This window comes from Vibrio gallaecicus, from assembly GCF_024347495.1.
Lineage (GTDB): Bacteria > Pseudomonadota > Gammaproteobacteria > Enterobacterales > Vibrionaceae > Vibrio > Vibrio gallaecicus.
This window is the reverse complement of record NZ_AP025490.1, coordinates 202,205-226,270: the sequence shown is the minus strand read 5'-3', so window position 1 is coordinate 226,270 and position 24,066 is coordinate 202,205. Positions and strand designations below refer to the sequence as shown.

At 39.6% G+C, this 24,066-nt stretch carries 25 protein-coding genes; 11 read left to right on the top strand and 14 right to left on the bottom strand.

Annotated features, from left to right (window positions below; translation table 11 throughout):
- Window positions 1-2: 2 nt before the first annotated feature.
- Both OCU78_RS01015 and OCU78_RS01010 read right to left on the bottom strand, forming a co-directional pair.
- Window positions 3-662, bottom strand: a complete 660-nt coding sequence (locus OCU78_RS01015; protein ID WP_137374030.1) for a YjbF family lipoprotein — start codon at window positions 660-662, stop codon at window positions 3-5.
- A 109-nt stretch (window positions 663-771) separates the two neighbouring features.
- Window positions 772-1,011, bottom strand: a complete 240-nt coding sequence (locus OCU78_RS01010) for a hypothetical protein (RefSeq protein ID WP_261856020.1) — start codon at window positions 1,009-1,011, stop codon at window positions 772-774.
- A gap of 353 nt (window positions 1,012-1,364) precedes the next feature.
- On the opposite strand from OCU78_RS01010, the gene OCU78_RS01005 reads away from it, so the two are divergent.
- From OCU78_RS01005 to OCU78_RS00985, 5 genes are all read left to right on the top strand, one after another.
- A complete protein-coding gene (locus OCU78_RS01005; RefSeq protein WP_137374028.1) occupies window positions 1,365-1,799 on the top strand; it encodes a rhodanese-like domain-containing protein in 435 nt (144 codons plus the stop codon).
- An 87-nt stretch (window positions 1,800-1,886) separates the two neighbouring features.
- A complete protein-coding gene (secB, locus tag OCU78_RS01000; RefSeq protein ID WP_137374027.1) occupies window positions 1,887-2,354 on the top strand; it encodes a protein-export chaperone SecB in 468 nt (155 codons plus the stop codon).
- A gap of 186 nt (window positions 2,355-2,540) precedes the next feature.
- On the top strand, window positions 2,541-3,605 hold the full coding sequence (gene gpsA, locus OCU78_RS00995; protein WP_137374026.1) for an NAD(P)H-dependent glycerol-3-phosphate dehydrogenase: 1,065 nt from the start codon (window positions 2,541-2,543) through the stop codon (window positions 3,603-3,605).
- A 101-nt stretch (window positions 3,606-3,706) separates the two neighbouring features.
- A complete protein-coding gene (gene cysE, locus OCU78_RS00990) occupies window positions 3,707-4,528 on the top strand; it encodes a serine O-acetyltransferase (RefSeq protein ID WP_137374129.1) in 822 nt (273 codons plus the stop codon).
- Between the two features lie 181 nt (window positions 4,529-4,709).
- On the top strand, window positions 4,710-5,801 hold the full coding sequence (locus OCU78_RS00985) for a murein hydrolase activator EnvC family protein (protein ID WP_137374025.1): 1,092 nt from the start codon (window positions 4,710-4,712) through the stop codon (window positions 5,799-5,801).
- 36 nt (window positions 5,802-5,837) lie between these two features.
- Here the strand turns inward: OCU78_RS00985 and OCU78_RS00980 are convergent, their stop codons facing one another.
- Complete coding sequence (locus OCU78_RS00980; RefSeq protein WP_137374024.1) at window positions 5,838-6,482, bottom strand: TetR/AcrR family transcriptional regulator; 645 nt, start codon at window positions 6,480-6,482, stop codon at window positions 5,838-5,840.
- 275 nt (window positions 6,483-6,757) lie between these two features.
- On the opposite strand from OCU78_RS00980, the gene rfaD reads away from it, so the two are divergent.
- The 5 genes from rfaD (at window position 6,758) to OCU78_RS00955 (ending at window position 12,169) form a co-directional block, all read left to right on the top strand.
- Complete coding sequence (gene rfaD, locus OCU78_RS00975; RefSeq protein WP_137374023.1) at window positions 6,758-7,702, top strand: ADP-glyceromanno-heptose 6-epimerase; 945 nt, start codon at window positions 6,758-6,760, stop codon at window positions 7,700-7,702.
- A gap of 133 nt (window positions 7,703-7,835) precedes the next feature.
- Window positions 7,836-8,831, top strand: coding sequence for a lauroyl-Kdo(2)-lipid IV(A) myristoyltransferase (gene lpxM, locus OCU78_RS00970; RefSeq protein ID WP_137374022.1), 996 nt, complete (start codon window positions 7,836-7,838; stop codon window positions 8,829-8,831).
- Window positions 8,828-9,889 (top strand): lipopolysaccharide heptosyltransferase II, encoded by a 1,062-nt coding sequence (gene waaF / locus OCU78_RS00965; protein WP_137374021.1) that lies wholly within the window; start codon window positions 8,828-8,830, stop codon window positions 9,887-9,889. Before lpxM ends, waaF begins: the two co-directional genes overlap by 4 nt.
- A 5-nt stretch (window positions 9,890-9,894) precedes the next feature.
- Window positions 9,895-11,154: a lipid IV(A) 3-deoxy-D-manno-octulosonic acid transferase gene (gene waaA, locus OCU78_RS00960; protein WP_137374020.1), complete on the top strand. Its 1,260-nt coding sequence runs from the start codon at window positions 9,895-9,897 to the stop codon at window positions 11,152-11,154.
- A gap of 13 nt (window positions 11,155-11,167) precedes the next feature.
- Entirely contained in the window at window positions 11,168-12,169 is a 1,002-nt protein-coding gene (locus OCU78_RS00955; RefSeq protein WP_137374019.1) for a hypothetical protein, read from the top strand.
- Between the two features lie 28 nt (window positions 12,170-12,197).
- On the opposite strand, the gene OCU78_RS00950 is transcribed toward OCU78_RS00955, so the two are convergent.
- From OCU78_RS00950 to OCU78_RS00900, 11 genes are read right to left on the bottom strand one after another with little or no spacing between them, the layout of a single operon-like run.
- Window positions 12,198-13,136: a Gfo/Idh/MocA family oxidoreductase gene (locus OCU78_RS00950; protein WP_137374018.1), complete on the bottom strand. Its 939-nt coding sequence runs from the start codon at window positions 13,134-13,136 to the stop codon at window positions 12,198-12,200.
- Between the two features lie 13 nt (window positions 13,137-13,149).
- Window positions 13,150-14,112, bottom strand: a complete 963-nt coding sequence (locus OCU78_RS00945; protein ID WP_137374017.1) for a Gfo/Idh/MocA family oxidoreductase — start codon at window positions 14,110-14,112, stop codon at window positions 13,150-13,152.
- Window positions 14,105-14,806: an acylneuraminate cytidylyltransferase family protein gene (locus OCU78_RS00940; RefSeq protein ID WP_137374016.1), complete on the bottom strand. Its 702-nt coding sequence runs from the start codon at window positions 14,804-14,806 to the stop codon at window positions 14,105-14,107. The genes OCU78_RS00945 and OCU78_RS00940 overlap by 8 nt, the downstream gene beginning before the upstream one ends.
- 2 nt (window positions 14,807-14,808) lie before the next feature.
- Window positions 14,809-15,855 (bottom strand): nucleotidyltransferase family protein, encoded by a 1,047-nt coding sequence (locus tag OCU78_RS00935; RefSeq protein ID WP_137374015.1) that lies wholly within the window; start codon window positions 15,853-15,855, stop codon window positions 14,809-14,811.
- Between the two features lie 21 nt (window positions 15,856-15,876).
- Window positions 15,877-16,368, bottom strand: coding sequence for a GNAT family N-acetyltransferase (locus OCU78_RS00930; protein ID WP_137374014.1), 492 nt, complete (start codon window positions 16,366-16,368; stop codon window positions 15,877-15,879).
- Window positions 16,361-17,341 carry an aspartate aminotransferase family protein gene (locus OCU78_RS00925; protein ID WP_137374013.1) on the bottom strand — a complete coding sequence of 327 codons (981 nt, stop codon included), beginning with the start codon at window positions 17,339-17,341 and terminating at the stop codon, window positions 16,361-16,363. The genes OCU78_RS00930 and OCU78_RS00925 overlap by 8 nt, the downstream gene beginning before the upstream one ends.
- Window positions 17,325-18,488: a UDP-N-acetylglucosamine 2-epimerase gene (gene neuC, locus OCU78_RS00920; protein ID WP_137374012.1), complete on the bottom strand. Its 1,164-nt coding sequence runs from the start codon at window positions 18,486-18,488 to the stop codon at window positions 17,325-17,327. Before neuC ends, OCU78_RS00925 begins: the two co-directional genes overlap by 17 nt.
- Window positions 18,488-19,489, bottom strand: a complete 1,002-nt coding sequence (gene neuB, locus OCU78_RS00915) for an N-acetylneuraminate synthase (protein ID WP_137374011.1) — start codon at window positions 19,487-19,489, stop codon at window positions 18,488-18,490. Before neuB ends, neuC begins: the two co-directional genes overlap by 1 nt.
- 9 nt (window positions 19,490-19,498) lie before the next feature.
- The gene (locus OCU78_RS00910) at window positions 19,499-20,497 is read right to left on the bottom strand and encodes a GNAT family N-acetyltransferase (RefSeq protein ID WP_137374010.1); all 999 of its coding nucleotides are present in this window, start codon (window positions 20,495-20,497) and stop codon (window positions 19,499-19,501) included.
- Window positions 20,497-21,648, bottom strand: coding sequence for a LegC family aminotransferase (locus OCU78_RS00905; RefSeq protein ID WP_137374009.1), 1,152 nt, complete (start codon window positions 21,646-21,648; stop codon window positions 20,497-20,499). The genes OCU78_RS00910 and OCU78_RS00905 overlap by 1 nt, the downstream gene beginning before the upstream one ends.
- Window positions 21,649-21,658: 10 nt before the next feature.
- Window positions 21,659-22,849: a UDP-N-acetylglucosamine 4,6-dehydratase gene (locus OCU78_RS00900; RefSeq protein WP_137374008.1), complete on the bottom strand. Its 1,191-nt coding sequence runs from the start codon at window positions 22,847-22,849 to the stop codon at window positions 21,659-21,661.
- 205 nt (window positions 22,850-23,054) lie between these two features.
- On the opposite strand from OCU78_RS00900, the gene OCU78_RS00895 reads away from it, so the two are divergent.
- Entirely contained in the window at window positions 23,055-24,044 is a 990-nt protein-coding gene (locus tag OCU78_RS00895; RefSeq protein WP_137374007.1) for a hypothetical protein, read from the top strand.
- Window positions 24,045-24,066 lie beyond the last annotated feature (22 nt).

Below are 24,066 nucleotides of genomic sequence, written 5' to 3'. Positions count from 1 at the left end.
ATTTACTGTCCGTTAAAGTCTTTTACAATGGTAAGCTCTAAGTGAGTCATACCAGGTCCAATAGATTGCATAGTTTTAACAACTCTGCCATTCGCATCAACCCAGTATGTATTTTCAATTTCGGCTTTTAGAGCAGGGAAGCTAACGGTTTCGATATATTTTTTTGTTTGAATCGACGTGAGTGGTGTCGTGACTATTTCTGAACCAATATAGCTACGTACTATGTCTGCGGTATAACCAAATCGGTATTCTGGTTGCCAATCATATCGGCTTTGCCACTGTTGTGATTTTGGGTTAGCTGACACATCAAAATTTGGGGCATTGTTCTCGATTGAGACTAAGTTTTCGTATGGCAATAACAAAGTTTGAACAATACGACCATTTTCGGTAGTGATCATGGCTCTATCTGAAGACATCCACTTTAACTGCTGAACTTGCGTTTCAGGGTTAGCTTCAGCATATGCTAGCACCATGAGAATCTTACCTTGATCATTGATTTCAGCGAACATACTAGAGTATGACAAGTTCTGAATATAACTTGCAGTTACTTGAACGTCATCACTTCCATATATCACTTCATATAAAGTTGCATTCACATCTTGAAACTTCTGAGAACAACCAAATAATGTAAAGCTAAGTGTTAATAAGATAAATATTTTCATCAAACCTATGCCTGTAATTCACGGGTATAAACAAATTATCACTAAAAAAAAACCACTCCTACGGTTTAGCAAGAATGGTTTTCAATAATATTCACTACTACATCTACAACTAGTTAGTGTTTGTAGTAGTTGTCGTTGTCGCAGTGCTGTCGTTATCTGATATAGCTACTGCTGCAGCTACTGCTAGTGCACCGACACCGACGGCTGCGCCTGTCGCGGCACCTGTTGCGCCAGCTACGGCACCACCAGCACCACCAGCACCACCAGCACCACCAGTTGCAGCGACTTCAGCGAAAACGCCACTTGAAAAGCTAACAGCTAGTGCTGCTACTAAAGCAATCTTTTTCATAATCTTTCCCATTTATATAAACGTTTATAATTAGGAGCTAAACCGTTAATGGTAGCCCCTTTTGATTGCTCAGCTTAAACAACCAAGTGATTATGATAGGTAAAGTTCTTGATCAAGTAAATGCATAAATACTGAACAAACAAAGTTTTTATAAGCAACCAGTTACGAGAAATAGAATATTTAGCGAAATTTAAAGCCTTTTTCTTCGATTTTACCAATTTGCTAACGCTTACTATTCGAGATTGTCATGCCTTTTACTCTATCGACAATCGCCTTCTTCTGTATTCTATTAATCATTCTAGCTATACTCTCGCCCTATACATTAAGTCCAACTAACGATAAGAGTTTCAGACATGCAAGATTTGGTACCATTTGTTCAAGAAAATATGATTTTAGCCATTGTGTGGATTGGCTTAGTTGCAGCTATCATCATGAACACCGTTAAAACATCTACCGCCGCTTATAAAGAGATTACTGCAGCACAGACGACTCAGTTAATGAACCGTGAAAATGGTGTTGTGGTTGATATTCGAACAAAAGATGAATTTAGAAAAGGCCACATTACTGACGCACTTCACATTTTGCCATCAGAGATTCAAGCAAATAACTTGGGAAGCCTTGAAAGCCATAAAGCAGACCCAATTATTGTGGTATGCAAGACAGGTCAAACTGCTCAAGCAAGCGCTAACTTATTAGCAAAAGCTGGATTTGAAAATGTAAGCTTACTAAAAAATGGGTTAGTCGCTTGGAGCGAAGCAAACCTGCCATTAGTAAAAGGCAAAAAATAGTTACCAAGGTTTGGTTACCCATTGAAGACATTATTTATTGGGAACATGTAACGAAACCTCAAAGTTAAATTTTTAAGGATTAAGAAAATGGCTGAAGCAGCACCACAAGACGCACAACAAAACTTCGCAATTCAACGTATCTTCCTGAAAGATGTTTCTTTCGAAGCGCCTAACTCACCAGATATGTTCCAAAAAGAGTGGAATCCAGATGTTAAACTGGATCTTGATACTCAAAGCCGTGAGCTTGGTGAAGGTGTGTACGAAGTAATTCTTCGTCTTACTGTTACTGTAAAAAACGCTGAAGACACAGCTTTCCTTTGTGAAGTTCAACAAGGCGGTATTTTTACAGCAGGCGCAATGGAAGCTGGTCAACTAGCACATTGCCTAGGCGCATTCTGCCCGAACATTCTTTTCCCTTATGCTCGTGAGACTATCTCAAGCTTAGTAGTTAAAGGTACGTTCCCACAACTGAACCTTGCACCAGTAAACTTTGATGCATTGTTCATGAACTACCTACAAAACCAAGCTCAACAAGCGGAAGGTGAGCAAGCTTAATATTAGCTAGCTTTCAAAACTTGTTATACAAATACGTTGTTATATAAGTAAGTTGCGCCTCAGCCTTCTGAAAAATATATAGCAAATTAAAATGCACAAAGCGTCTTAACATCTAGATGCGATGTGCATTTTTTATTTATACTCAGTAACACTCTTCTCGTTCCTTAATCACTTTCAGGTGGAAGCATGACAAATACAACTCCCCGAGATGACTCTACAAATACTAGCGCAGCGACCAACGCTTATGGCCAAGAGATAGCCATGACAGTGATCGGGGCCGGATCTTACGGAACATCTTTGGCTATCTCCTTAGCTCGTAACGGCGCTAATGTTGTATTGTGGGGACACGATCCAAAACACATGGCACAGCTTGATGAAGATCGTGCTAACCATGAGTTCTTACCTGGCATTGGTTTCCCAGAAAGCCTAATAATCGAATCAGATCTTGAGAAAGCCGTTTCATCTAGCCGTGATTTATTAATTGTAGTTCCAAGCCACGTATTTGGTCTCGTTCTAAACAGCGTAAAACCTTTCCTTACAAGCGAATCACGTATTTGTTGGGCAACCAAAGGCCTGGAACCTGAAACTGGGCGCCTTTTAAAAGACGTTGCCAACGACATGCTGGGTGATAAATATTCTTTAGCAGTACTTTCAGGTCCAACATTTGCCAAAGAACTCGCAATGGGCATGCCTACCGCAATTTCTGTCGCTTCCCCTGATGACCAATTTGTTGAAGATCTCCAAGAAAAGATCCACTGCAGTAAAACATTCCGTGTTTATGCAAACTCTGACTTTACGGGGATGCAATTAGGAGGTGCCGTTAAGAATGTCATCGCCATCGGTGCTGGTATGTCTGACGGAATCGGCTTTGGCGCTAATGCACGTACGGCTCTTATTACTCGTGGCTTAGCTGAAATGACTCGCTTAGGTGTCGCTCTAGGTGCACAACCAGAAACCTTTATGGGTATGGCTGGCTTAGGTGATTTGGTACTGACTTGTACTGACAACCAATCTCGTAATCGCCGTTTTGGTTTAGCGTTAGGCTCAGGTAAAGATGTCGACACTGCCCAAGAAGAAATTGGGCAAGTGGTAGAAGGCTATAGAAATACAAAAGAAGTCTGGTTACTTTCTGAAAGAATGGGCGTGGAAATGCCTATTGTTGAACAAATTTATCAAGTATTGTATCAAGGGAAAGATGCTCGATTAGCAGCACAAGATTTACTTGCGCGAGATAAAAAATCAGAGCGTTAATTTTCAAGCTTAATAAGATTGATTTAAAACTAAATACATCAGCAATAAAGACGGCGTAGTTTCGACTAATAATGGATGATGGTCAGATCTAGGAAATAATGATGAAACATTGTGAACAACAAAAAGTATGGCAGTGCATTGTCCGTGAAGCTCGTAAGCAATCAGAGCAAGAGCCTATGCTTGCTAGCTTTTATCACGCCACTATCATAAATCATGAAAGCCTAGGTGCTGCGCTAAGTTATATCCTTGCTAATAAATTAAAAACAGCCTCAATGCCAGCAATGGCAGTAAGAGAAGTTGTTGAGCAAGCATTCGCACAAGATCAAAGTATCATTGATGCGGCGGCATGTGACATCTGCGCGACGGTAATGCGCGACCCTGCAGTAGAAATGTATTCAATGCCATTACTGTACTTGAAAGGCTATCACGCTTTGCAAGGTTACCGCGTTGCCAACTGGTTATGGAAGCAAGGTCGAATTGCATTAGCGACCTATCTGCAAAATCAAATATCAGTGGCTTGCCAAGTAGATATCCACCCGGCCGCTCGTATTGGTAAAGCCATCATGCTCGACCATGCCACAGGAATTGTGATCGGTGAGACGGCTGTTGTCGAAAATGACGTCTCTATTTTGCAAGACGTGACATTAGGCGGAACAGGTAAAGAAGGCGGCGACCGTCACCCTAAAATTCGTGAAGGTGTAATGATTGGAGCTGGGGCTAAGATCCTAGGCAACATCGAAGTCGGTGAAGGTGCAAAAATTGGCTCCTGCTCAGTAGTACTTCAGCCAGTCCCACCTCACACAACCGTTGCCGGAGTTCCTGCCAAAATTGTAGGTAAGCCTAAAACGGATAAGCCATCACTCGACATGGATCAAGCTTTTAACGGTCGTTCGCAAAATTTCATTTATGGTGATGGCATCTAAGCGCAGTGAGTATTTTGTAATGAGAGACACCAATAGCGCTTTGCTTAACTCTTACACTGAAAGCCTTATTTATTCTATAAGGCTTTTTTCTACTGCGTACAAATCTCTATTCCCTTTATTTCAAAGCCATCAACCAGCTCTATTACACCGATCAAAGTTAAATCTGCTTCTAGTTCTGGTCATGACCTGGGGTTCTATTTCAACAACCAGTTGGGCTGCATCTCAAAATGAACTTAAAGGTGTTAAGGGCGAAATATCCCGCCAAAAGAAAGATTTAACATCACAACAGAAAAAGTTAGACAACCTTCAAAATAGCCTTAAAAAACAAGAACTCTCGATTATTTCACAAGAAAAAGAGATCAAAGAAACCAAGAATAAACTGCTTACCGCTAACGCTAACCTAGATCTACTCACAAAAAACATTGCAGAACTCTCTTCACAAAAACAAGTGCAGTCAGAGAAACTCGAACAGCTGATTCAAACTTACTATATGACGCGAAGAGCCAAAGCACCTTCCGATATTCTTAATACCGGTGTTGAAGAAGATCGCATCAGCCAATATTACCAACATCTAGCCAAAGCACGTTCCACTACTATTAAGAGCATTGAAAAAACTCAAATAGCGCTTCAAGAAAGCCGGAAACAAAGACAGTTAGAACAAATCCAAATTACCAAGTTACTCAAAGAACAAACGAGTAAAAGAAATCAATTAGCCAAGACTCAGTCTAAACGTAAAACTACCGTCGGCAGTATCAAGAAAAGTATCTCAGGGGATAAAAATTACCTAGCGGAATTGCAGCGCAATGAAACTCGATTAAAAGCCGAAATAGCCAAAGCTAAAAAAGCGGCACTCGAAAAGCGCAATGCTATTCCTATGGATGGTTTAGCAAAACGCAAAGGTAAACTGCCATGGCCAATTAAAGGCAGAGTCTTACATAGCTACGGCTCACAGCAAACAGGGCAAGTTAACTGGAAAGGCATGGTCATTAATGCTCAATATGGTCAGCAGGTGAAGTCCGTTTACTCTGGGACAGTGGTATTTGCAGAATACTTAAGAGGTTATGGTCTTGTTGTGCTACTCGACCACGGTAAAGGTGATATGACCCTTTATGGCTTCAACCAAGCGTTGCTCAAAAAAGAAGGGGATAAAGTAAAAGCAGGAGAAGCGATAGCGTTAGCCGGTGATACTGGCGGGCAAAGCCGTGCTTCCCTCTATTTTGAAATTCGCCGAAATAGCCAAGCTCAAAACCCTAAGCGCTGGTTAGTGAGATAAAAATTACAGTGAAAGCTATCTTACATAGCTTTCGCTCTACTTTGTTCGAGAGTTAAGGGCTTTAACACCATCTTCAAGCAGTGTTAACTCTTCCACACCTTGAGTTGTGGCTATCGGCTTCACAACTGCAATCATATGCAACATTCCCTGATGCACCACTTGCTCTGTAATTTTCGCCTTTGGTGACATGGCAGACTGATAAGCTAACCAACTCGACGCAATTATGTGCAAAGACGTCACCATAGGCTTCATTTCTTGTTCCGAAATTACTAATAACTTCAAATCAACAAACGCTCTCATGATATCCACAAGGTTCGCCTGTAGCTTTTCTTGAACAGCCATATATTCCAAATGAAGCTGTTCATCTCTTGAAAGAATTTCAGGTAGGTTCGCGTAGAAAAAACGGTACTTCCACATTAAGGTGAAAATAGAATCAAGATAATGCCTTAATAAGGTCAAGCTTTCTTGTTGCCCTTGAATAGGAGTAAAACGTTCAAGTAGCTCCGCTGAATATAGGGCAAAAATATCACGAACAATTTCTTGTTTATTGCGGAAGTGGTAGTACAAGTTACCAGGGCTAATTTCAATATGTTCAGCAATATGATTCGTCGTAATACTACGCTCACCATGCTCGTTAAATAATTCCAAAGCCGCGTAAACAATCTTGTCTCGTGTTTTCATTATCTATCAGTATCCCTATCTGTTTGGAAATCAGTATATAGATACTACACAGATAGATCGAGCGACAGAAATGCTGGAGCAATAGAATAGCCAGTGATCAGATCAGTCGCTACCTCTACTCAGTCAAACCTATCAAGAGAGAACATACCTCACGAAGAAGGAATGCAAATAGGCGATATCTGCAACTTAATGTTAAGGCATGATTCCACTAGCCCGTTTTATTCATTACTTGCTATACTCGCGATAGTTTTGTATTCAAAAAGAGTAAGAGAATTATGATCATCGTAACTGGCGGTGCTGGCATGATTGGCAGCAATATTGTTAAGGCACTCAACGAGGCAGGTCATAACGATATCCTTGTAGTGGACAACCTTAAGAATGGTAAAAAATTCAAAAACCTTGTTGATCTAGATATCACTGATTATATGGATCGCGATGATTTCCTTACTCAGGTAATGGCCGGTGATGATTTCGGTCATATTGAAGCTATTTTCCACGAAGGTGCTTGCTCAGCAACGACTGAGTGGGACGGGAAATACATGATGCTCAACAACTATGAATACTCAAAAGAGTTACTTCATTACTGTGTTGAAAGACAAATCCCATTCTTATATGCCTCTTCTGCTGCAACTTACGGTGAAACAGATACCTTCATTGAAGAGAAAGAATACGAAGGCGCACTCAACGTTTACGGTTATTCTAAGCAACAGTTTGATAATTATGTTCGCCGCTTCCAAGCCGATGCTGCAGCGCACAACGAAACCCTTTCTCAAATTACAGGGTTCCGCTACTTCAATGTATACGGACCACGTGAAGAACATAAAGGTAGCATGGCTTCTGTAGCTTTCCATTTGAACAATCAAATGAATGCGGATGAGAACCCTAAATTATTTGCAGGTAGCGAAACATTCAAACGTGATTTTGTTTACGTAGGTGACGTAGCTGCCGTAAATTTATGGTTTTTAGAAAGTGGCGTTTCTGGCATTTTCAACCTAGGTACAGGTAATGCGGAATCATTCCAAGAAGTCGCAAAGGCGGTAATTAAGCACCACGGCAAAGGGGAAATTGAGACAATTCCATTCCCTGAACACCTAAAAGGTGCTTACCAAGAGTTTACTCAAGCCGATCTGACAAAATTACGTGCAGCAGGTTGTGATATTGAATTCAAAACCGTGTCTGCGGGTGTTGCTGAATACATGACAATTCAAAACCCAGCTTAAAAAGTACAGCCCTGAGTTAGTCACTTGGGGCTATATTATTTTTGTACTTCCAAGCCATATGCTCTAAGCGATACCAACCTTCCCTTTCTTGCTTTAGCAACCAAATAAATTCACTAATCCAGATCGAGTTAATATGACAGATAAACGCGATGATTTTGACCCTAACGCCTATAATCCAACGTTTGAGTGGTCTTTTCTTGCCCCTAAATTTTGGGGAACATGGCTAATTGTTCTGGTTGGTCTCCCGCTCGCGCTATTTCCTCATAAAGCAAAACTATTCATTGCGACCAAGCTCGCTCGAATGCTGATTAACAAACCAAGCAGAACCATCAATAACGCTTGGGTAAACCTTTCAGTTTGCTTTCCTGATAAATCAGAGCAAGAAATAAAAGCACTCTTAGAGAAAACGCTTGTAACGGCAGGAACCTTCCTACTTAGCTTTGCAAGCTTGACTCTACGCAGTGCTAAATGGCTACAAAACAATACAACTATCAACGGTATGGAGCATTTACAATCCACCCTTGATAGCGGAAGTAAGGCAATTTTACTCGTACCACACACGTGGGGTATTGATATTCCAGCAGTTGTACTCGCTTCACATGACCTGCCTGTTTCTGCGATGGCGAAAAGACAAAAAAATCCGGTAATGGATTGGTTGATGCACCGTCAACGAGTACAGTATGGTGGTCGAGTTTACGAACGTGATAACGGTATAAAGCCTTTTATCAAATCAGTACGTGATGGTTACTTAGGTTACTACCTACCCGATCAAGATCATGGGCGCGATCATAGTATCTTTGTCGACTTCTTCAATATTCCAAAAGCAACACTGCCCGGATTAGGCAAGTTGTCGAAAGTCAGCCGTGCAAAAATCATCCCAGTCTTTTCAGTGTTCGATGCCGAATCAGGAAAGTACGTAATAAATATTAGCCCAGCATGGGAAGACTACCCTTCCGCTGATGAGCATATCGACACTCGAAGAATGAATGCGTACATTGAAAGTGAGCTAAACAAAACACCAGAACAATACATGTGGGTTCTAAAATTTCTTCATACGCAAGAAGATCCAAAAAGTTTTGCGTCACCGTATAATAATGAAAAAAACTGGATGGCAGGCTATAAACGATGAAGAAGATTTTAGTAATCGGTCCATCTTGGGTTGGTGATATGGTGATGTCTCAAGCCCTATACACAACCCTAAAGCAGCAAGATCCTGACTGCATTATCGATGTGATGGCACCGGCATGGTGTAAGCCTATCTTAGAGCGCATGGTTGAAGTTAACCAAGCGATTGAAATGCCACTTGGTCATGGCGATTTTAACTTTTTAGGTCGCAGAGCCTTGGGGAAACAGCTAAAGCGTGAAAACTACACTCATGCTTTTATCTGCCCAAACTCTGCTAAATCTGCTCTTATTCCTTGGTTTGCTGACATTCCAAACCGTACCGGCTGGAAAGGCGAAATGCGCTATGGTCTATTAAATGATTTACGCCCCAATAAGAAAGCTTTCCAATACATGGTTGAGCGATATGTCGCTTTAGCTCACCCTAAGAAAACCATGGTAGGCTCGGAATCATTAGGCGGTTTAGAAACGCTTCCAAAACCGAACCTATCTATAGATTCTGAATTACAGCGGAACACCATACAAAAATTTCAGTTAACTCACTCAACTGACATCATTGGTTTATGCCCAGGTGCAGAGTTTGGTCCAGCTAAGAAGTGGCCTGAAAATCATTATGCAGAAGTTGCACATACCATGTGTAAGCAAGGTCGCCATATCTGGCTGTTTGGTTCACAAAAAGATGTTGATACCTGCAATGGAATAAAACAAAAAGTACCTGAGCAATTTCATTCACAAATCCATGTACTTGCCGGGCAAACCAGCTTAATTGAAGCAGTGGATTTGCTTGGAGCCTGCCAAACCGTTATCAGTAATGACTCAGGTTTGATGCACGTTGCAGCGGCTGTTGGCTGTAATGTGGTGGCGGTATATGGTTCAACATCCCCGAAGTACACACCACCTTTAGCTAAGAATGTCGATATTGTTCATACTGACATTGATTGCCGTCCTTGCTTCAAGCGTGAATGTGAATTTAAACACTTAAAATGCTTAACAGAGCTTACGCCTATCTCAGTCATTGATAGTATTCGAAAGTTAGAATCGATTGCCGTTATTGAGGTGTCTTAGGTCATATGTTTGTTCGTATTTTATATACCATTATTCTTTGCTTAGCTGCGCCCTTTCTTCTTTTAGGGTTATATAAAAGCAAACCAAACAAGCCTAAGTTTGGTTCTCGCTGGAAAGAGCACTTTGGTATTACTCCCCAGCTCAACTCAGCTAAAAGTAAGCCTCTGTGGATTCACGCCGTTTCTGTCGGAGAGTCAATCGCTGCGATTCCGCTGATCAAAGCCTTGAAAGAGCAAAACCCAGAGCAGACTATTGTTGTAACAACAACGACGAGCACTGGCGCTCAAGAAATTCAAAAGCTGGGAGGTTTAGTTGAGCATCGCTATATGCCGATCGACTTTAGCTTTGCGGTTAAAGGCTTCATACGCGCGATACAACCAGAGAAGATGCTAATCATTGAGACAGAGTTGTGGCCGAACACTTTACAAGCCGTTCATACAGCCAACATTCCAATCATTGTCGTCAATGCTCGTCTATCTGAAAAATCCTGCCGTAATTACGCGAAAGTTCAGGCTTTATTTAACCAAATCCACCCAAATCTAAATAAAGTACTATGCCAATCCCAAGCCGATGCAGACAGATTCAAGCGACTCGGCATTCCACAGGATAAGCTTGATGTAACTGGTTCAATAAAGTTTGATATAAAAGTCTCGCCAGCAGTGATTGAAGAAGGTAAGGCTTTACGAAATGATTTAGGCTCAAAGCGCCCGGTATGGATAGCAGCGAGTACACACAAAGGTGAAGATGAAAAAATCTTATCGGCTCATAAGACTATTTTAACATCCCTTCCAGATGCTTTGCTTATTTTAGTTCCCAGACACCCTGAACGCTTTAAAGAAGTCTTCACTTTATGTGGAAGCCTCGGTTTTCAAAGCGTAACAAGAACATCCCAAGAAACAACCACGAATGACACTCAAGTTTATGTTGGTGATACGATGGGAGAAATGCTAAAACTCATTGGTGCTGCTGATGTGTGTTTCATGGGAGGAAGCTTAGTTGGCGATAAAGTTGGAGGGCATAATGTTCTTGAACCTGCGATTTTAAGCGTACCTGTCATTACAGGTCCTAGTTATTTCAACTTCAAGGAAATTGTCCACGATTTAGAATCAGAACAGGCAATAATAATTACGACTGAAAGTACCTTGATAAGTTCGACTCTGCTTTTATTGACTGATTCACAAATCAGAAAAACACAAACATCCCGAGCACTGCATTATTTAAATAAAAACCAAGGAAGCTTAAGTAAAGTACTTAGCTATCTTTAGGGGTTCCATATTTATGAATATTTTTGTTGCAACATCACCATTCCAGTACATTTGTGCAAATGAAGCTAGAGCTGCTTACAACACCAAAAACAACATCCTTTTTCTTGTAAAGCAAAATAGAGAACCCGGCATTAGCCAACTAAATAAAATTTTTTGCTCTGAAGATTGGGATCATGTTATTTGGGTAGAAAGACACCAACGTACTTTAAATGTTCCTAAAGCTATTAAAGACGCTATCAAGATCAACAATGGCAGTTCGAACTTTGATAGTTTTTTCTATGCTGAATACAACGCATGGAGAACAAAGCTAATTCGTAGAAATATGACCTTTTCACGAGAAGTATATTTTGATGATGGAACAACGACAGTTTTTGAATATGAGCAGTATATAAGAGATGAGAAAGTATTCTATAGACCAAGGTTCCTACAAGACTTACTAATCCGTCTACAAGGTTTAACTCCCATTGGTAAAATGGGGCATTTCAAAAACTTTGAGATATTTTCAATATTTGAATTACTAGACCCTATACACCCTAGCAAAAAGAATCATTTTCTAGCTCTTAAAGAAAAATATGGGAACACCAAGGTTTTCAACAAAGATGCCCCCGCTGGCTTTTTAGGACATGGTGCCGTTGGCGGAAAAAATGGTAAGTGCATAGAAACGTACTTGGAAGAAGTCACTCAGTTTATGCAGCATGTCGATAACAAGATACTTTACTTCCCGCATCGTACTGAACTACCAGAAGTTGCCGATTCACTTAAAAAGATGCCTAACATTCAGTACCATAACTCAACACTACCATTAGAAGTTGAGCTATTAGATAAAGACATCAAATTATCAGCCCTTTACGGTACTTACTCTAATGCTCAATACAGCATCTCTGTCCTTTACCCAGATGTTCCAGTGTTCAACATAATTCCATCAGGCAAAGGAATAAATGAAACCAGGCAAGAAAGCTATACAGTGATCCATAAGCTTTTTGAAAAAATAGCCATTCCTAATGTTCAAATGTAAAAAAGCCCTGCTTAGCAGGGCTTTTTTATTAAAGATAACCAGCCATTTTCTCGTAGCTAGGAAATAGTATAAGTTGCTCTTCAATACTGCATAACAGTGCATCATCACCAGATAAAAAGGCTTCAACTTGCTTATACAAGCCGGGCTTAAACTCTTGATCTAAAGAGTTATCAACCTCAACGTTTATACAAGGAATTGTTCCCCTCTTTTGTACCTGTAGCGCCTCCATAGGGCGGAAAACATAACGATTCTCTTTCGTTAATACTTCCACTGACCATCGACCAGCCGATTCCCAGTTAGCAGCGTAATTAAACAATGCACCACCTTCACTGATTCCGGCACCCGAAAATACAGAAGATGAAGGGTGCCATTCAAGGCTACCTTGAGTAAAGCTAGCAAGCTCTTTCGGTTTACCACCAAGGTAAAACGCTAAATCGGCAACATGGGTAGAGTTTGCTAAGAACCATTTATTCAAAACATCTAATGGCTTATCTATTTTCTCAATTACATGAGCCCATTCAGTTAACTCAAAATTAAAAGAAGTCACGCCGCCTTCTTCTGCTATTTTTTCTCTTGCAGCAAGCACAGAGGAAAAGAAACGGCGGTTATAAGCAATGTAAACCTTACAAGCAAGCTCTTCACTGCGTTCTTGTAGAGTCGTAATTTCCGCAAGTGTCATTCCTCCTGGTTTCTCAACCAAGATTTGTTTTACACCGCTCTCAATAAGTTTTAACGTCGTTTCAAATAATTGTGCAACACCTACACTAACAATTGCCGTCTCCGCTAATTCAGGCTTTGAATCTAAAAACGAATTCAACCCGCCCTGAACTACCTCTTTGCCCGTTTTATTTGTGAACTCTTCAGCAGAAGCTTCACCACGGCCAATAACGATATAGTCATGCTTTTGCGCTTCTAGAACTTTCGCATAATCTACAGACATGAGGCCTGAGCCAATTAACCAAATCATTTTTTATCCTCAGTTAGGTAATAGGGCATGCATCTAATTCTTTCTCAAGAACTGCTGACATGTGAACAAGTAATGCGTTAATGAAAGGCACATGCAAATTACATGACTGTTCAAAAGGTGTTAGCCCACATGTATTAGAGCTAAGTAGCTGATCAACTGTGCCACCTGTTAACTGACTCTGGAATAATGGCTTATGGGTAAATTGCTCTGTATCTTCACCCTGAGATTTAGTCCAAACACCTTCAACTTCATTAACTACAAAGCGAGTTTCTCCGTTAACCAAAGATACTGACAACTGAGGTGTCTCTTCTTGACCACTTTGTATCGTTAATGTGTGATTACCCGCTGTAAATGACAATTGACCCGTCGTTTCATAAAAGCCAACACGCTTACTCTCAATAAGTTCAGAATCTAACTTTGATTCAACAAGCTCTAACGTTGAGTTTTCCGCTAGAAAAGCAAAGACATCAAGGAAATGAACACTGTTACAAGCCATTCCCCAAGCATGACCGTCAACGACCATATTGATTGGCTTAGATGTATCTAATTGCTGTTTCAAAGCTGTATACGTTGGGAATAAACGTCTAGGGCAATTTACCCACCCCGTCGTTGAGGTCTCAGCAAGCAAAGCTGATATCTCAGAATAATCAGCAATTTTTTGAAATAGAACCTTTTCAAAGACAATATGCTCCACTTGATTTTTATCAAGCAATTGTTTTGTCACAGCAGCGCGCACTTGAGCAGCTGTAGCGATAATGCACACGTCTACGTTTTCATTCAGAGGTAATTCATTGCTATAGCTGACTGTAGAATTCTTATTGCCGTACTCGACTTGCCCAGCTCTTTCCTTTGCAATATTCAATGACTCTGAAGACGGATCAATAACTGTAATTTTCAGTTCATTTGGACTAAGAAGTGCACCTTGTAAATGTCGACTACCTAGTTGCCCCGCACCAATAATTAAAATGTTATGCATGTTTTTCCTTATACTTCAAAACTGTTTCTGCTAATAAGAAATCTAACTCGTGGTCGATATCTACAGAACTTTCATTATCCATTAAATAAGCGTAAATGTTTGAAGATAAAAATAGAGAATCCTCTTCATAAAAACGACTCACTTTCGCAAGATAAATAGCCCCATTCAAACGATAATATGGCTGTAAATCTTGGCTTCTTGTGTTCTTTATTTCGTCTTTAATGAAATGATCCATTGCCAAATCCGAAGGCAAGGTGTTACTCCATAAAGGGGAGTGATCACATTCACAAACCGATACTACTGCATCCGCTTTTTTATCTTTCAGAAGATTTATCGCTTGCTCATTATGTATGGCGTTACGAATGGGAGAAGTTGGTTGTAACAATAAAACAAAATCAAAAACCTCCCCTTTTTCTTTATAGTAATCAAGAGCATGCCGAACAACATCAGAGCTAGAACTTGTATCTGTTGCTAAGCTATCTGGTCGTATAAAAGGCACTTCTGCACCAGCTTGTAATGCTATATCAGCAATTTCCTGGCAATCAGTACTTACCATCACTTTACTGATGTCTTTATTACCTAGCGCAGACTCAATCGACCACTGAATGAGCGGTTTTCCATTTAAAACTTTAATATTTTTACGAGGTAGCCTCTTACTACCACCTCTAGCTGGAACTATCGCTAAAATTTTCATGCTTATAAACCCAATGTAAGAATATCAACCTGAGCACGTTTAAAATCATCCATTCTTCCAATATCTAGCCAATATTCATGGAACGGAAATACATGCGCATTATTACCAATTAAAGACTCAAAAAGAGCTGGCATATCCAGACATTCATTCTTAGCAACATCAGCAACGATTTCCTTATCAATAACATAAATACCCGCGTTCACATGGAAACGATAGGTTGGTTTCTCAACAAGCCCTGTGATTTTATTATCTTCAGCCTCAACCACACCAAAAGGAACTTGGTAATCAAACTCTCTAACACACATCGTCGCTTTTGAGTTTTGCTTAGTATGAAACGAAAGCAGTTCTTCAAAGTTGATTTTAGTCAAGACGTCGCCGTTCATAACAATAACCGGTAGATCAGGCAGATCATCAGGTAACAAGCCTAATGCACCTCCAGTACCTAATGGGGTATCTTCATGAATATATTGAACATTAACTCCCCACTTAGAGCCATCACCAATAGCCGCATGAATCATTTCGGGTAGATAGTGAGTAGAAATATAGAAATTAGTAAAACCTGAGCGGATAAAACTCAATATAACGGTTTCAAGGATCGGTCTTTCACCCACTTTAAGTAAAGGTTTAGGGCATTTATCTGTTAACGGCTTTAATCGCGTTCCAAAGCCGCCAGCCATGAGGAATACTGGATTGTCGTATTGTGTTTTCTGCAGTAACCCATGTAATGTTTCTAACCCAACCACTTGACCATTGTTCAAAATTGGAATTGCATGCAACTCCTTTTTTTCCATTAGTCCTAAAAGGCTTTCTCGCGTCATACCAACATCAGCAGTGGTTGGCTGACGATACATTACAGTTGAGATATCATCTTCTAGAGATGCATCGCTCAAGATAGCTCTACGAATATCACCATCACTTACAGTACCAAGCAGCTGATCATCTTCACCAACTACTATCGCGAGTTTAAGCGCCTGCTGATCGATAATCTTCAAGGCACTACGAACAGTTTCACTTGGTGATACTAGGATTTTTTTCCAGTTATGGCTCATAGACTGACCCTTTATTATTTGCTATTTGTTATTTCGGGAAAATTTTACAAACTTCACTTTATCGGTGAATTGCGCGAGAGCTCTATATTCAATATCAGAGGTACTTTCAAAGCCAAGTGCTTGAATTGTCTTAATTGAAGGAATATTAGATTCCGCAATCCAAGCGACTTGCGTAGAAAACTCAGCAGCAACTCTCTCTAAGCCAAGTGAAATCATAACTTTAGCTAAACCTTTACCCGACTGATATTCAGACACACCGTATGCCAGTTCAACCGTTTTATCTTTCGGTAAATGATCGACATATAGGTAACCTACAACCAAGTCAGTGGTTTTGAGTAAATAAATATCTCTTGTCGTACTGTTAATTGCCGTTTGAAAATGGCTAAAAAGCTTACTTGCATTAGGAGCCTCTTCAAAACCAGACCAGTAGATATTTGCAGGCTCTGATTTAAGACTTAAATAAGCATCAAAATCAGGTTCACTTGCCAACTCTAAAACAAATTGGTTATTCATCGACTAACTCCTGTATTAGGTGGCAGACACGCTCGATGTCACGTTGGTGATATCGGGAGTCGAGAGGAATTGAAAGTATGTTTCGAGACAATAGATTTTGAACTTGATCAGTCTCAGGCCAATGCACCGCAAGGAAAATACCTTCACTCATTAAGGCTCGCCTAACTTTGTCTCTATTTCCCAAAATCAAAGGTAGAAAGCTTGGAAATTTAGGTGAGATATCAACATATTGAGATGGCTTCAATAATTGTTTTGCTAATGACAAATTATGACGACGAACTTGGGTTTCAGCTTCAATTGTTCGATAGAAGTTTGAGGCGTGATATAAGCCAATGTCACTTGGCTGATAAATTAATTCAGCACCATTTAGTACAGATTCACCGTCTGCAAATAGGTCTAAATAGTCACCTTCTTCACCCAAAGCATTATTGATGTAATTATATTTAGCATTTTTTGCAGCATACTTAGCTTCAGTGAAGTTGGTTAATTCAACCTTATCAACATCACTTAAAGGTAAAGTAGATACCACTTGGCTATAATCCGCTACCGCTGAAATTTTTCTTAAACTGTTAAAATAGCACCACGGTTGAGTTCCACTTAACGTTGGCGCTTCAGTGCCAAAAACATCATCAATAATAGTCGGCATCGTTAAAGGTGCTTTCAGAATCTCAGGATCTTCACCAAAGTAACGAATAACATACAGAGCATCGCAAAGGGCTTCCGAGTTATTTATTTCGTAAGAGAAATCAGAGCCTACATTGTAGAATATCGGTTCTATGTCATATTCATTGAGTACATCAAGAACGATCTGACATAAAAAGTCAGGCACGAGCACCCGCTTTCCTCTTAAATCCATAGATTCAAGAATCCAGCGCAATGAAGAGCGCCCACTATTTGTTACCCCATAAAACAAGTCATGAGAAGAGAGTTCTTGCTCTCCCCCCATAGATACATAGTTAGTATTCGACATCATAAAATAATTTTGATTTTAGGCTCTTCAACTCGACATTCTTCAAAACTTGTACAACTTTTTGAGAACTATCACCTTGCCCATATGGGTTTGTAGTGTCTTTTAGCTTTGATTGAAATTCATCAGTATAGACAGACAGTAGCGCCTTCTGAATGCCTTTCTTACAAACATCAACATCCAGCGTGCTCGACGCTCTAACACGACCTTTTTGTCGGTCGCCAATATTAATAGTAGCGACTTTAAAAGAAGGAGCTTCGACAATACCGCTAGAAGAATTACCAACAACGACATCTACATACTGTAGAGCGGACAAATATCTAAGCTGACCTAAGGATGTAAACGCAATTGCCTTATGACTGTTTTCAGCGACGTAATCATCAATCATTCTATTAATCAGACGCCCACCAACATCAGCGTTTGCTTTCGTGAAAATAAGCAATGTATCTTCAGTTTCATCTAATGCTTGAAGAATCTGAATAAAATCGCTCTCAATTTCAGATATCTCTTGAGTGGTTTCTGGATGGTAAGTAATAAGCAAGTTATTAGTTTTAAGCTTACAATCAATCGCTACTTCAAAATCTTCACGAGAGAGTAAAGTCATTCTTTGTAAATTATCTAACCCAACTTCACCAACATTAAATACTCTACCTGGTTGCTCTCCCATTTGAATAACTCTTCGGGAATACTCATCCATAGCGGTAAAATGAAGGTGAGATAGTTTTGTCAGAGCATGACGAATCAATTCATCAATAGCTCCCTCTGTCAGCTCCCCACCGCTAAGGTGAGCAACAGGGATTCGGGCAATATTTGCAGCCGTCACGATAGGGATTAATTCGTATCGATCGCCTAAAACAAGTACTATGTCAGGCTTTAGCTCATCGAAAGCCTCAGCAAAGCTAATTTGAGCAAGCCCCATACTTTTGCTTACACCAATCGGTGTATCTGATGACAGAAGGATTTCAATTTTCTTGCTGACAGCGAAGCCATCGGCTTCGATTTGTTGATTAGTTAAACCAAACTCTGGAGATAAGTGTGTTCCAGTAGAGATAACCTGTAGCTGTAGTTCATCATCCACTCTTATGTCATCCATCAGACATTTAAGCAGACCATATTCAGCTCTTGTTGCTGTTACAACACAAACTTTACGCACTAGATTAACTCTCCATCTTTGTAGTCTTTTTTAGCAACAGAGCCAACTACTTCATCCCAGCGAGTTGGCGAAATACCATCACCAGGTCGTTTAATTACCAAATGCTCGCTCGTGATAATAGTTCCACAAGCAATATCACCAGCCGCTACGAGACTCTTACGAACAATGTTTCTATTCTGCTGCTCTGTTGGTGTTGGAACTTTCCAACCAGAGCCTAAAGCGACTTCAATATTACGAATCGCTTTAACCATCGCGTTCAATTCATCAGGTTCTAAACTAGCTTTATGATCAGGACCTTCCATTGTGTTATCTAACGTAAAGTGTTTTTCTATCACTTTCGCTCCCATTGCAACTGCAGCCACAGGGATTTCAATACCTAATGTATGATCCGAGTAACCCACCATAACACCCGGAAATGAGCGACCAATAGTAAGCATTGCATTAAGGTTTACATCTTCTGGAGCTGTAGGGTAATCAGTGGTCGCGTGTAAAACCGTTATGGCATCAGTAGAAAGCCCCGATTCCTGCAAAGTGAATACCGCATGTTCAACTTCAGATAAATATCCCATACCAGTAGATAAAATCACTGGCTTCCCGAAACTTGCAATGTGTCTAAGGAAAGGGGTATTGGTCAACTCACCAGAGCCGATCTTAAAGATATCTTGAAGGTCATCCAAAAACGTAGCACTCTGCTCTTCATCAGGAGTCGACATGAACAGAATATCTTTTAACTCACAATATTCTTTCAATTCAGAAAAGTCGTCATAGCTCAATTCCAATCTTTTCAACATTTGGAACTGAGACTCTACTTTCTTTGTATTATCAATCTGGTACTCAGCCATCTGAGCATCTTCAGTTACTAATAACTCTGTCTTCCAAGTCTGGAATTTTACCGCATCAACACCAGACTCTGCTGCTGCATCAATCAATTCTTTAGCTAAAGAAATATCACCATTATGGTTAACTCCAGCCTCAGCAATAATAAAAGTATGGTTGCTCATAAATTCCCCTTAAGCTCGATATAACTGAAATAATTTAGGTGATGGCTTATCTTTATTTTGGCTAACCCACAGAGAGTTTAAGTGAGCACGCTTCTCTGGCATAAAATCTAACCCAGAGATATAAAATGGCATATGTGTTGACGAAAATTTTGATTTAAATTTGAATAAATTGTCATCAGGAGATGATGTTCTCCCTCCACCAAGCATCATGTACTTACAACCCTTAGACTTAGCTAAGTCAAAAGCAGAATCTAGGAGTAGGTAGTTGCCGTTCTCTTTAGATAGGTTGGGGTTATTTGCAGACAAATGATAATGTGCAATTTCTTTTCCGCACATAAAATAACCGATGGCAGCTAATTCATCTTCTAATCGAGTTCCAATTAGAGAAACACCATCGAGCTTCATAAGATCGGTGAAGTAATTTTTTTTGAAAAAGAAAAAATCATCCGCCGCATTTTTTTCCATCGTTTGATAATAAACCGACATGAAATCATCAGCCGTGTTCACGTCAATATCGACAGATAAGCGTTTAATCGTTCTTTTTACAATATTACGCGTGGTTTTTGAGTATAGCTTACGCCTTTCTTCATCTGAATTTTGCAAATCAACAATAACGACTTGGCGTTCAGCAAAGTGCATATCGAATAATTCGCCTCGGCTCGCCATAGCATTAAATGGATGAAAGCGAATAAACTCACAGACAATATTTTGATTTTTACAATGCTGTTTATAGCTAGCAAAAGCTTTTTGCAAGAATGCTTCATCGCTAGAGTTAGAAACCGGACCACCATAACCATATGGTGTTTCAAGGTCATACAGTTCTTCTTCAACTTGCACACCAGCAACATTTTCAATTAAGCGTTTAATTGCTCGAAACTTAACAAAGAGATCACCTTCTGCGTAGGTGTATTCAAAAATCTCACCATCACCACTCGTTAGGTAGAGATTTGAATACTCTTTCTGGTAGTAAATATCAGACTCAATGTCGCTAACTATTGGGGTACTCATCATTTCTCCAGCAGTACAGGGCTACTTGGCAAATTAATCAAATGCGCTTCTATATGCTCAGATTGAGTCAAATCACCACGCGGCACATCTTTAAACATTGGCAAACGATGCATTAACTGCCAAATTGGTCGAGTCATGACTCCAGAGTCATTCGTCTGCTTAAGTAGCTCGTCACGAGCCTCTGCTGATGGGCAAATCAATGCATTAAGCCAGTAGTTTGATTGGGCATATTCAGGTTCAACCACAAATTGGAAATCACTATTTTCAAAGAATGAATGGTATCGATTCGCCAACACTCTCTTTTGTGCTAAGTATTGATCTAGGACTTCCATTTGAGCACAACCGAGCGCGGCATTTAAATTCGGCATTCGATAATTAAAGCCAGCTTCGTCATGATAAAACTCATACGGATGAGGTACTTTCGCTGTCGTAGTAATATGCTTAGTTCTCGCCCCTAACTCTTGGGTTCGACATAAAACCATACCACCACCGCCAGTTGTAATAATTTTATTTCCGTTAAAGCTCACAGCACCAAAATCACCAAAAGTACCCGTATGTTTGCCTTTATAAAATGAGCCTAAACTCTCGGCCGCATCTTCAACTAATGCAATATTCCATTTTTGACAAACTGCCAGCAGTTCATCAAGTTCAACGGGGTGACCAAAAGTATGCATAGGCACAACAGCCCTCACAGGTCGTTGCGTTTTCTTATGGATACATCCTGACTCTACAACTTGGCAGTGCTCTGTTAAGAACTCATCCATCGCTTTAGGACATAGACCTAGGCTCACAGGAGACACATCAACAAAAATCGGCTCAGCACCCATATGATGAAGAGCATTGCAAGTTGCCACAAATGTCAAGGCTTGAGTAATGACAAAATCCCCTCTTTGAACACCGGCCATGTAAAGTGCAGCGTGAAGTGCGGCAGTGCCATTAACGGTTGCTACTGCTTTTTGAGTACCCGTGTACGCTTCAATATTTTGTTCAAACTGATCGACAAACTTCCCTACACTCGAAACAAAAGTACTTTCAATGGTTTCTTGTACGTATTTTTGCTCGCTACCATTAAATGTAGGGGCATGCAGCGGAATAAAATCATCGGTTTGATATATGTCACGGACAAATTCAACTAGAGACGCAGGCTTCATATAACCTCTCCTACATTTTGCTATCTAGGTATTTACCCGTTTCTTTGTGGCCAAAGTCTGGGATCATAGTAAAAAAGAGTTCAACAACTTGCTCTTTGGTCCACTCACGGTTTGATTTCATTTCACCGATCGTATTTTCAAATAAAGTTAGCAGTTCTTGCTGGTAAAGAGGGTCATTTTTGATGATGCCTAGGTTTTCAAAACGCTCCATATTCAGCGTTTCTTTATCAGTAAAGAACTCTTCAAAATCCTTTTCACCTGTGGTGTCACTAGATGTAAACAAACATGGCCATTTGCCCTGAGCAGGGAGAGTCTGAGCAAGTTCTCGAGCTTCATCTTCGCTATCAGTTAAACTTGGTTCATAACCGAGTTGTTCTAAATATTTAACAGCAATATCAGCAAACGAAATCAGATGAAGAGCTTCACTTAATTTAGGGAAAAATATATCTCGGTTTTCACCAAAGATACATGACATCAGGCATAGCTCGCCCGACTCTTGTGGTGTCACAAAATAACGTTTGATGTCGTTCGGTGCAACAATTGGCTGTTTTTTCTGGATGCGCTGATTAAAACCATGCAGTAAAGAACCATCTGAGAATGCAACATTCGCAAATCGTGCGGTTGAAATTGCAATTTCCTCACTTTTTCGCATTAAGAACATTTCCATAATACGTTTGGAAGCTCCCATCATATTGACTGGGTTTGCCGCTTTATCTGTTGATACACAGAAGTACTTTTTCACACCAGCATCGATAGATTGTTGAATGGTTTTATCCGTATTAAAGATATTCACATCAATCATTCTCATAAGTGTGAATGGATCTTTTTCACTGCGAACATGTTTTAGTGCCGAAAGGTTAAGTACATAATCATACTGACCATCTGCTTTGATAAATGCGTCGTACTCAACAGAACTAATATCTAGAGCAAACGTCTGAAAATCACCATTAATGTAACCAAAAGAACTACGGATATCTCTAACCAATTCCACCATATTATTTTCACTGATATCAACCACATGAAGCTTCTTAGGGTTGCGTTTGAAAATTTCTTTTGTTACCGCTTGACCGATTGAACCTGCACCACCTAGTACAAGAAAGCGTGATTCAGAAACAATATTCGATAGCTCTTGTTCGTGGTTCTGGATGTCGCCACTAAAAAGAGCTTGGGTACGCCCAATAAGAGGTAAAATGGTGTTCATAACTGTCTACTCTGACTGAATTTGATACTTCTATTGTACTATAAAGATTTCGTTGATTGCAGTTCTAGTCCAATTTTATGAACAAAGATTCGTTGGGTTTGTTAAAGGCTCTCATCTCTCAATAAAGCACCTAGACCTTTCATATTATTCGCTTAAAATACATAGATATCTGCCATTTCAATAGAATGACGTCTAAACTATCACTATGAATATCTTCCTAACCACATCACCATTACAGTTAATATGTGCAATAGAAGCTAAATCAGCATACAAAACTAAAAACAATATACTCATAATTAGAGATGAAAAAACTGAATCTGGTAAAAAACAAATTAAAAACCTATTAGTCGACAACCAATGGGATCATATAATAAAACTAGGTAGGAAAAATAAAATATGGAACACATCAAAAGTAATATGGCGATTAAAAAAAATAAACCCTTCACTTTCTTTTGATAATTTCTTCCTAGCGGATTATTTTGCCTGGCGTAGTAATGTTATTCTTGCAAACATAAAAACAGAAAATGAAATAATTATAGATGATGGTACTAATACCATTCAAACTTATAATTACTTATCAGTTAAGAGTAATAAAACTCATAGAAACAAACCCTCATTAGATCGCATGCTTTCATTATTAAACATAAAAAAACCGAGGGAGATATCATACAAAGATAACCTTTCGGCATTTACAATGTTTAACTTGAAAGAAAGTACAATTAAAGTTCAAAAAAACACCTTTAATCAACTTCAAATTAAATTAAAGACTAGTGATAGTTATGATAAAGATGGGAAGGTTGGGTTTATTGGGCAAGGGCTTGTTAATGCTAGAGGTATAAACTTAACAAGTTATTTAGAAATCTTAAATTCAATTTTAAATAAACACCCTCAAGGAATCATTTACTTCCCCCATAGAAGTGAAACACAAGAAGTATCTGATGCTATAAAAGAGTTAGATAATATAGATTTCCACAATTCAAAAAGCCCTCTTGAATTTGAAATTTCAGAACAGAAAATAAAATTATCGGCTATATATGGAATAACATCTGCAGCATCTTTCACAATTAGTAAGATATATAAAGAATTACCTGTTTATGATATACAGGTTCCAGTATCTGAATATGGCATGGAAGAATTAGGAAAGACCATTAACTATTTACATAAAGAAATTGGTCTTCCTATTGCAGATTTATAACAATATGTATTGTTATAAATAA

Coding starts and splice junctions, on each gene's coding strand:
- OCU78_RS01015 (WP_137374030.1), bottom strand. CDS start 662: ATGAAAATATTTATCTTATTAACACTTAGCTTTACATTATTTGGTTGT.
- OCU78_RS01010 (WP_261856020.1), bottom strand. CDS start 1,011: ATGAAAAAGATTGCTTTAGTAGCAGCACTAGCTGTTAGCTTTTCAAGT.
- OCU78_RS01005 (WP_137374028.1), top strand. CDS start 1,365: ATGCAAGATTTGGTACCATTTGTTCAAGAAAATATGATTTTAGCCATT.
- secB (WP_137374027.1), top strand. CDS start 1,887: ATGGCTGAAGCAGCACCACAAGACGCACAACAAAACTTCGCAATTCAA.
- gpsA (WP_137374026.1), top strand. CDS start 2,541: ATGACAAATACAACTCCCCGAGATGACTCTACAAATACTAGCGCAGCG.
- cysE (WP_137374129.1), top strand. CDS start 3,707: ATGAAACATTGTGAACAACAAAAAGTATGGCAGTGCATTGTCCGTGAA.
- OCU78_RS00985 (WP_137374025.1), top strand. CDS start 4,710: ATGACCTGGGGTTCTATTTCAACAACCAGTTGGGCTGCATCTCAAAAT.
- OCU78_RS00980 (WP_137374024.1), bottom strand. CDS start 6,482: ATGAAAACACGAGACAAGATTGTTTACGCGGCTTTGGAATTATTTAAC.
- rfaD (WP_137374023.1), top strand. CDS start 6,758: ATGATCATCGTAACTGGCGGTGCTGGCATGATTGGCAGCAATATTGTT.
- lpxM (WP_137374022.1), top strand. CDS start 7,836: ATGACAGATAAACGCGATGATTTTGACCCTAACGCCTATAATCCAACG.
- waaF (WP_137374021.1), top strand. CDS start 8,828: ATGAAGAAGATTTTAGTAATCGGTCCATCTTGGGTTGGTGATATGGTG.
- waaA (WP_137374020.1), top strand. CDS start 9,895: ATGTTTGTTCGTATTTTATATACCATTATTCTTTGCTTAGCTGCGCCC.
- OCU78_RS00955 (WP_137374019.1), top strand. CDS start 11,168: ATGAATATTTTTGTTGCAACATCACCATTCCAGTACATTTGTGCAAAT.
- OCU78_RS00950 (WP_137374018.1), bottom strand. CDS start 13,136: ATGATTTGGTTAATTGGCTCAGGCCTCATGTCTGTAGATTATGCGAAA.
- OCU78_RS00945 (WP_137374017.1), bottom strand. CDS start 14,112: ATGCATAACATTTTAATTATTGGTGCGGGGCAACTAGGTAGTCGACAT.
- OCU78_RS00940 (WP_137374016.1), bottom strand. CDS start 14,806: ATGAAAATTTTAGCGATAGTTCCAGCTAGAGGTGGTAGTAAGAGGCTA.
- OCU78_RS00935 (WP_137374015.1), bottom strand. CDS start 15,855: ATGAGCCATAACTGGAAAAAAATCCTAGTATCACCAAGTGAAACTGTT.
- OCU78_RS00930 (WP_137374014.1), bottom strand. CDS start 16,368: ATGAATAACCAATTTGTTTTAGAGTTGGCAAGTGAACCTGATTTTGAT.
- OCU78_RS00925 (WP_137374013.1), bottom strand. CDS start 17,341: ATGATGTCGAATACTAACTATGTATCTATGGGGGGAGAGCAAGAACTC.
- neuB (WP_137374011.1), bottom strand. CDS start 19,489: ATGAGCAACCATACTTTTATTATTGCTGAGGCTGGAGTTAACCATAAT.
- OCU78_RS00910 (WP_137374010.1), bottom strand. CDS start 20,497: ATGAGTACCCCAATAGTTAGCGACATTGAGTCTGATATTTACTACCAG.
- OCU78_RS00905 (WP_137374009.1), bottom strand. CDS start 21,648: ATGAAGCCTGCGTCTCTAGTTGAATTTGTCCGTGACATATATCAAACC.
- OCU78_RS00900 (WP_137374008.1), bottom strand. CDS start 22,849: ATGAACACCATTTTACCTCTTATTGGGCGTACCCAAGCTCTTTTTAGT.
- OCU78_RS00895 (WP_137374007.1), top strand. CDS start 23,055: ATGAATATCTTCCTAACCACATCACCATTACAGTTAATATGTGCAATA.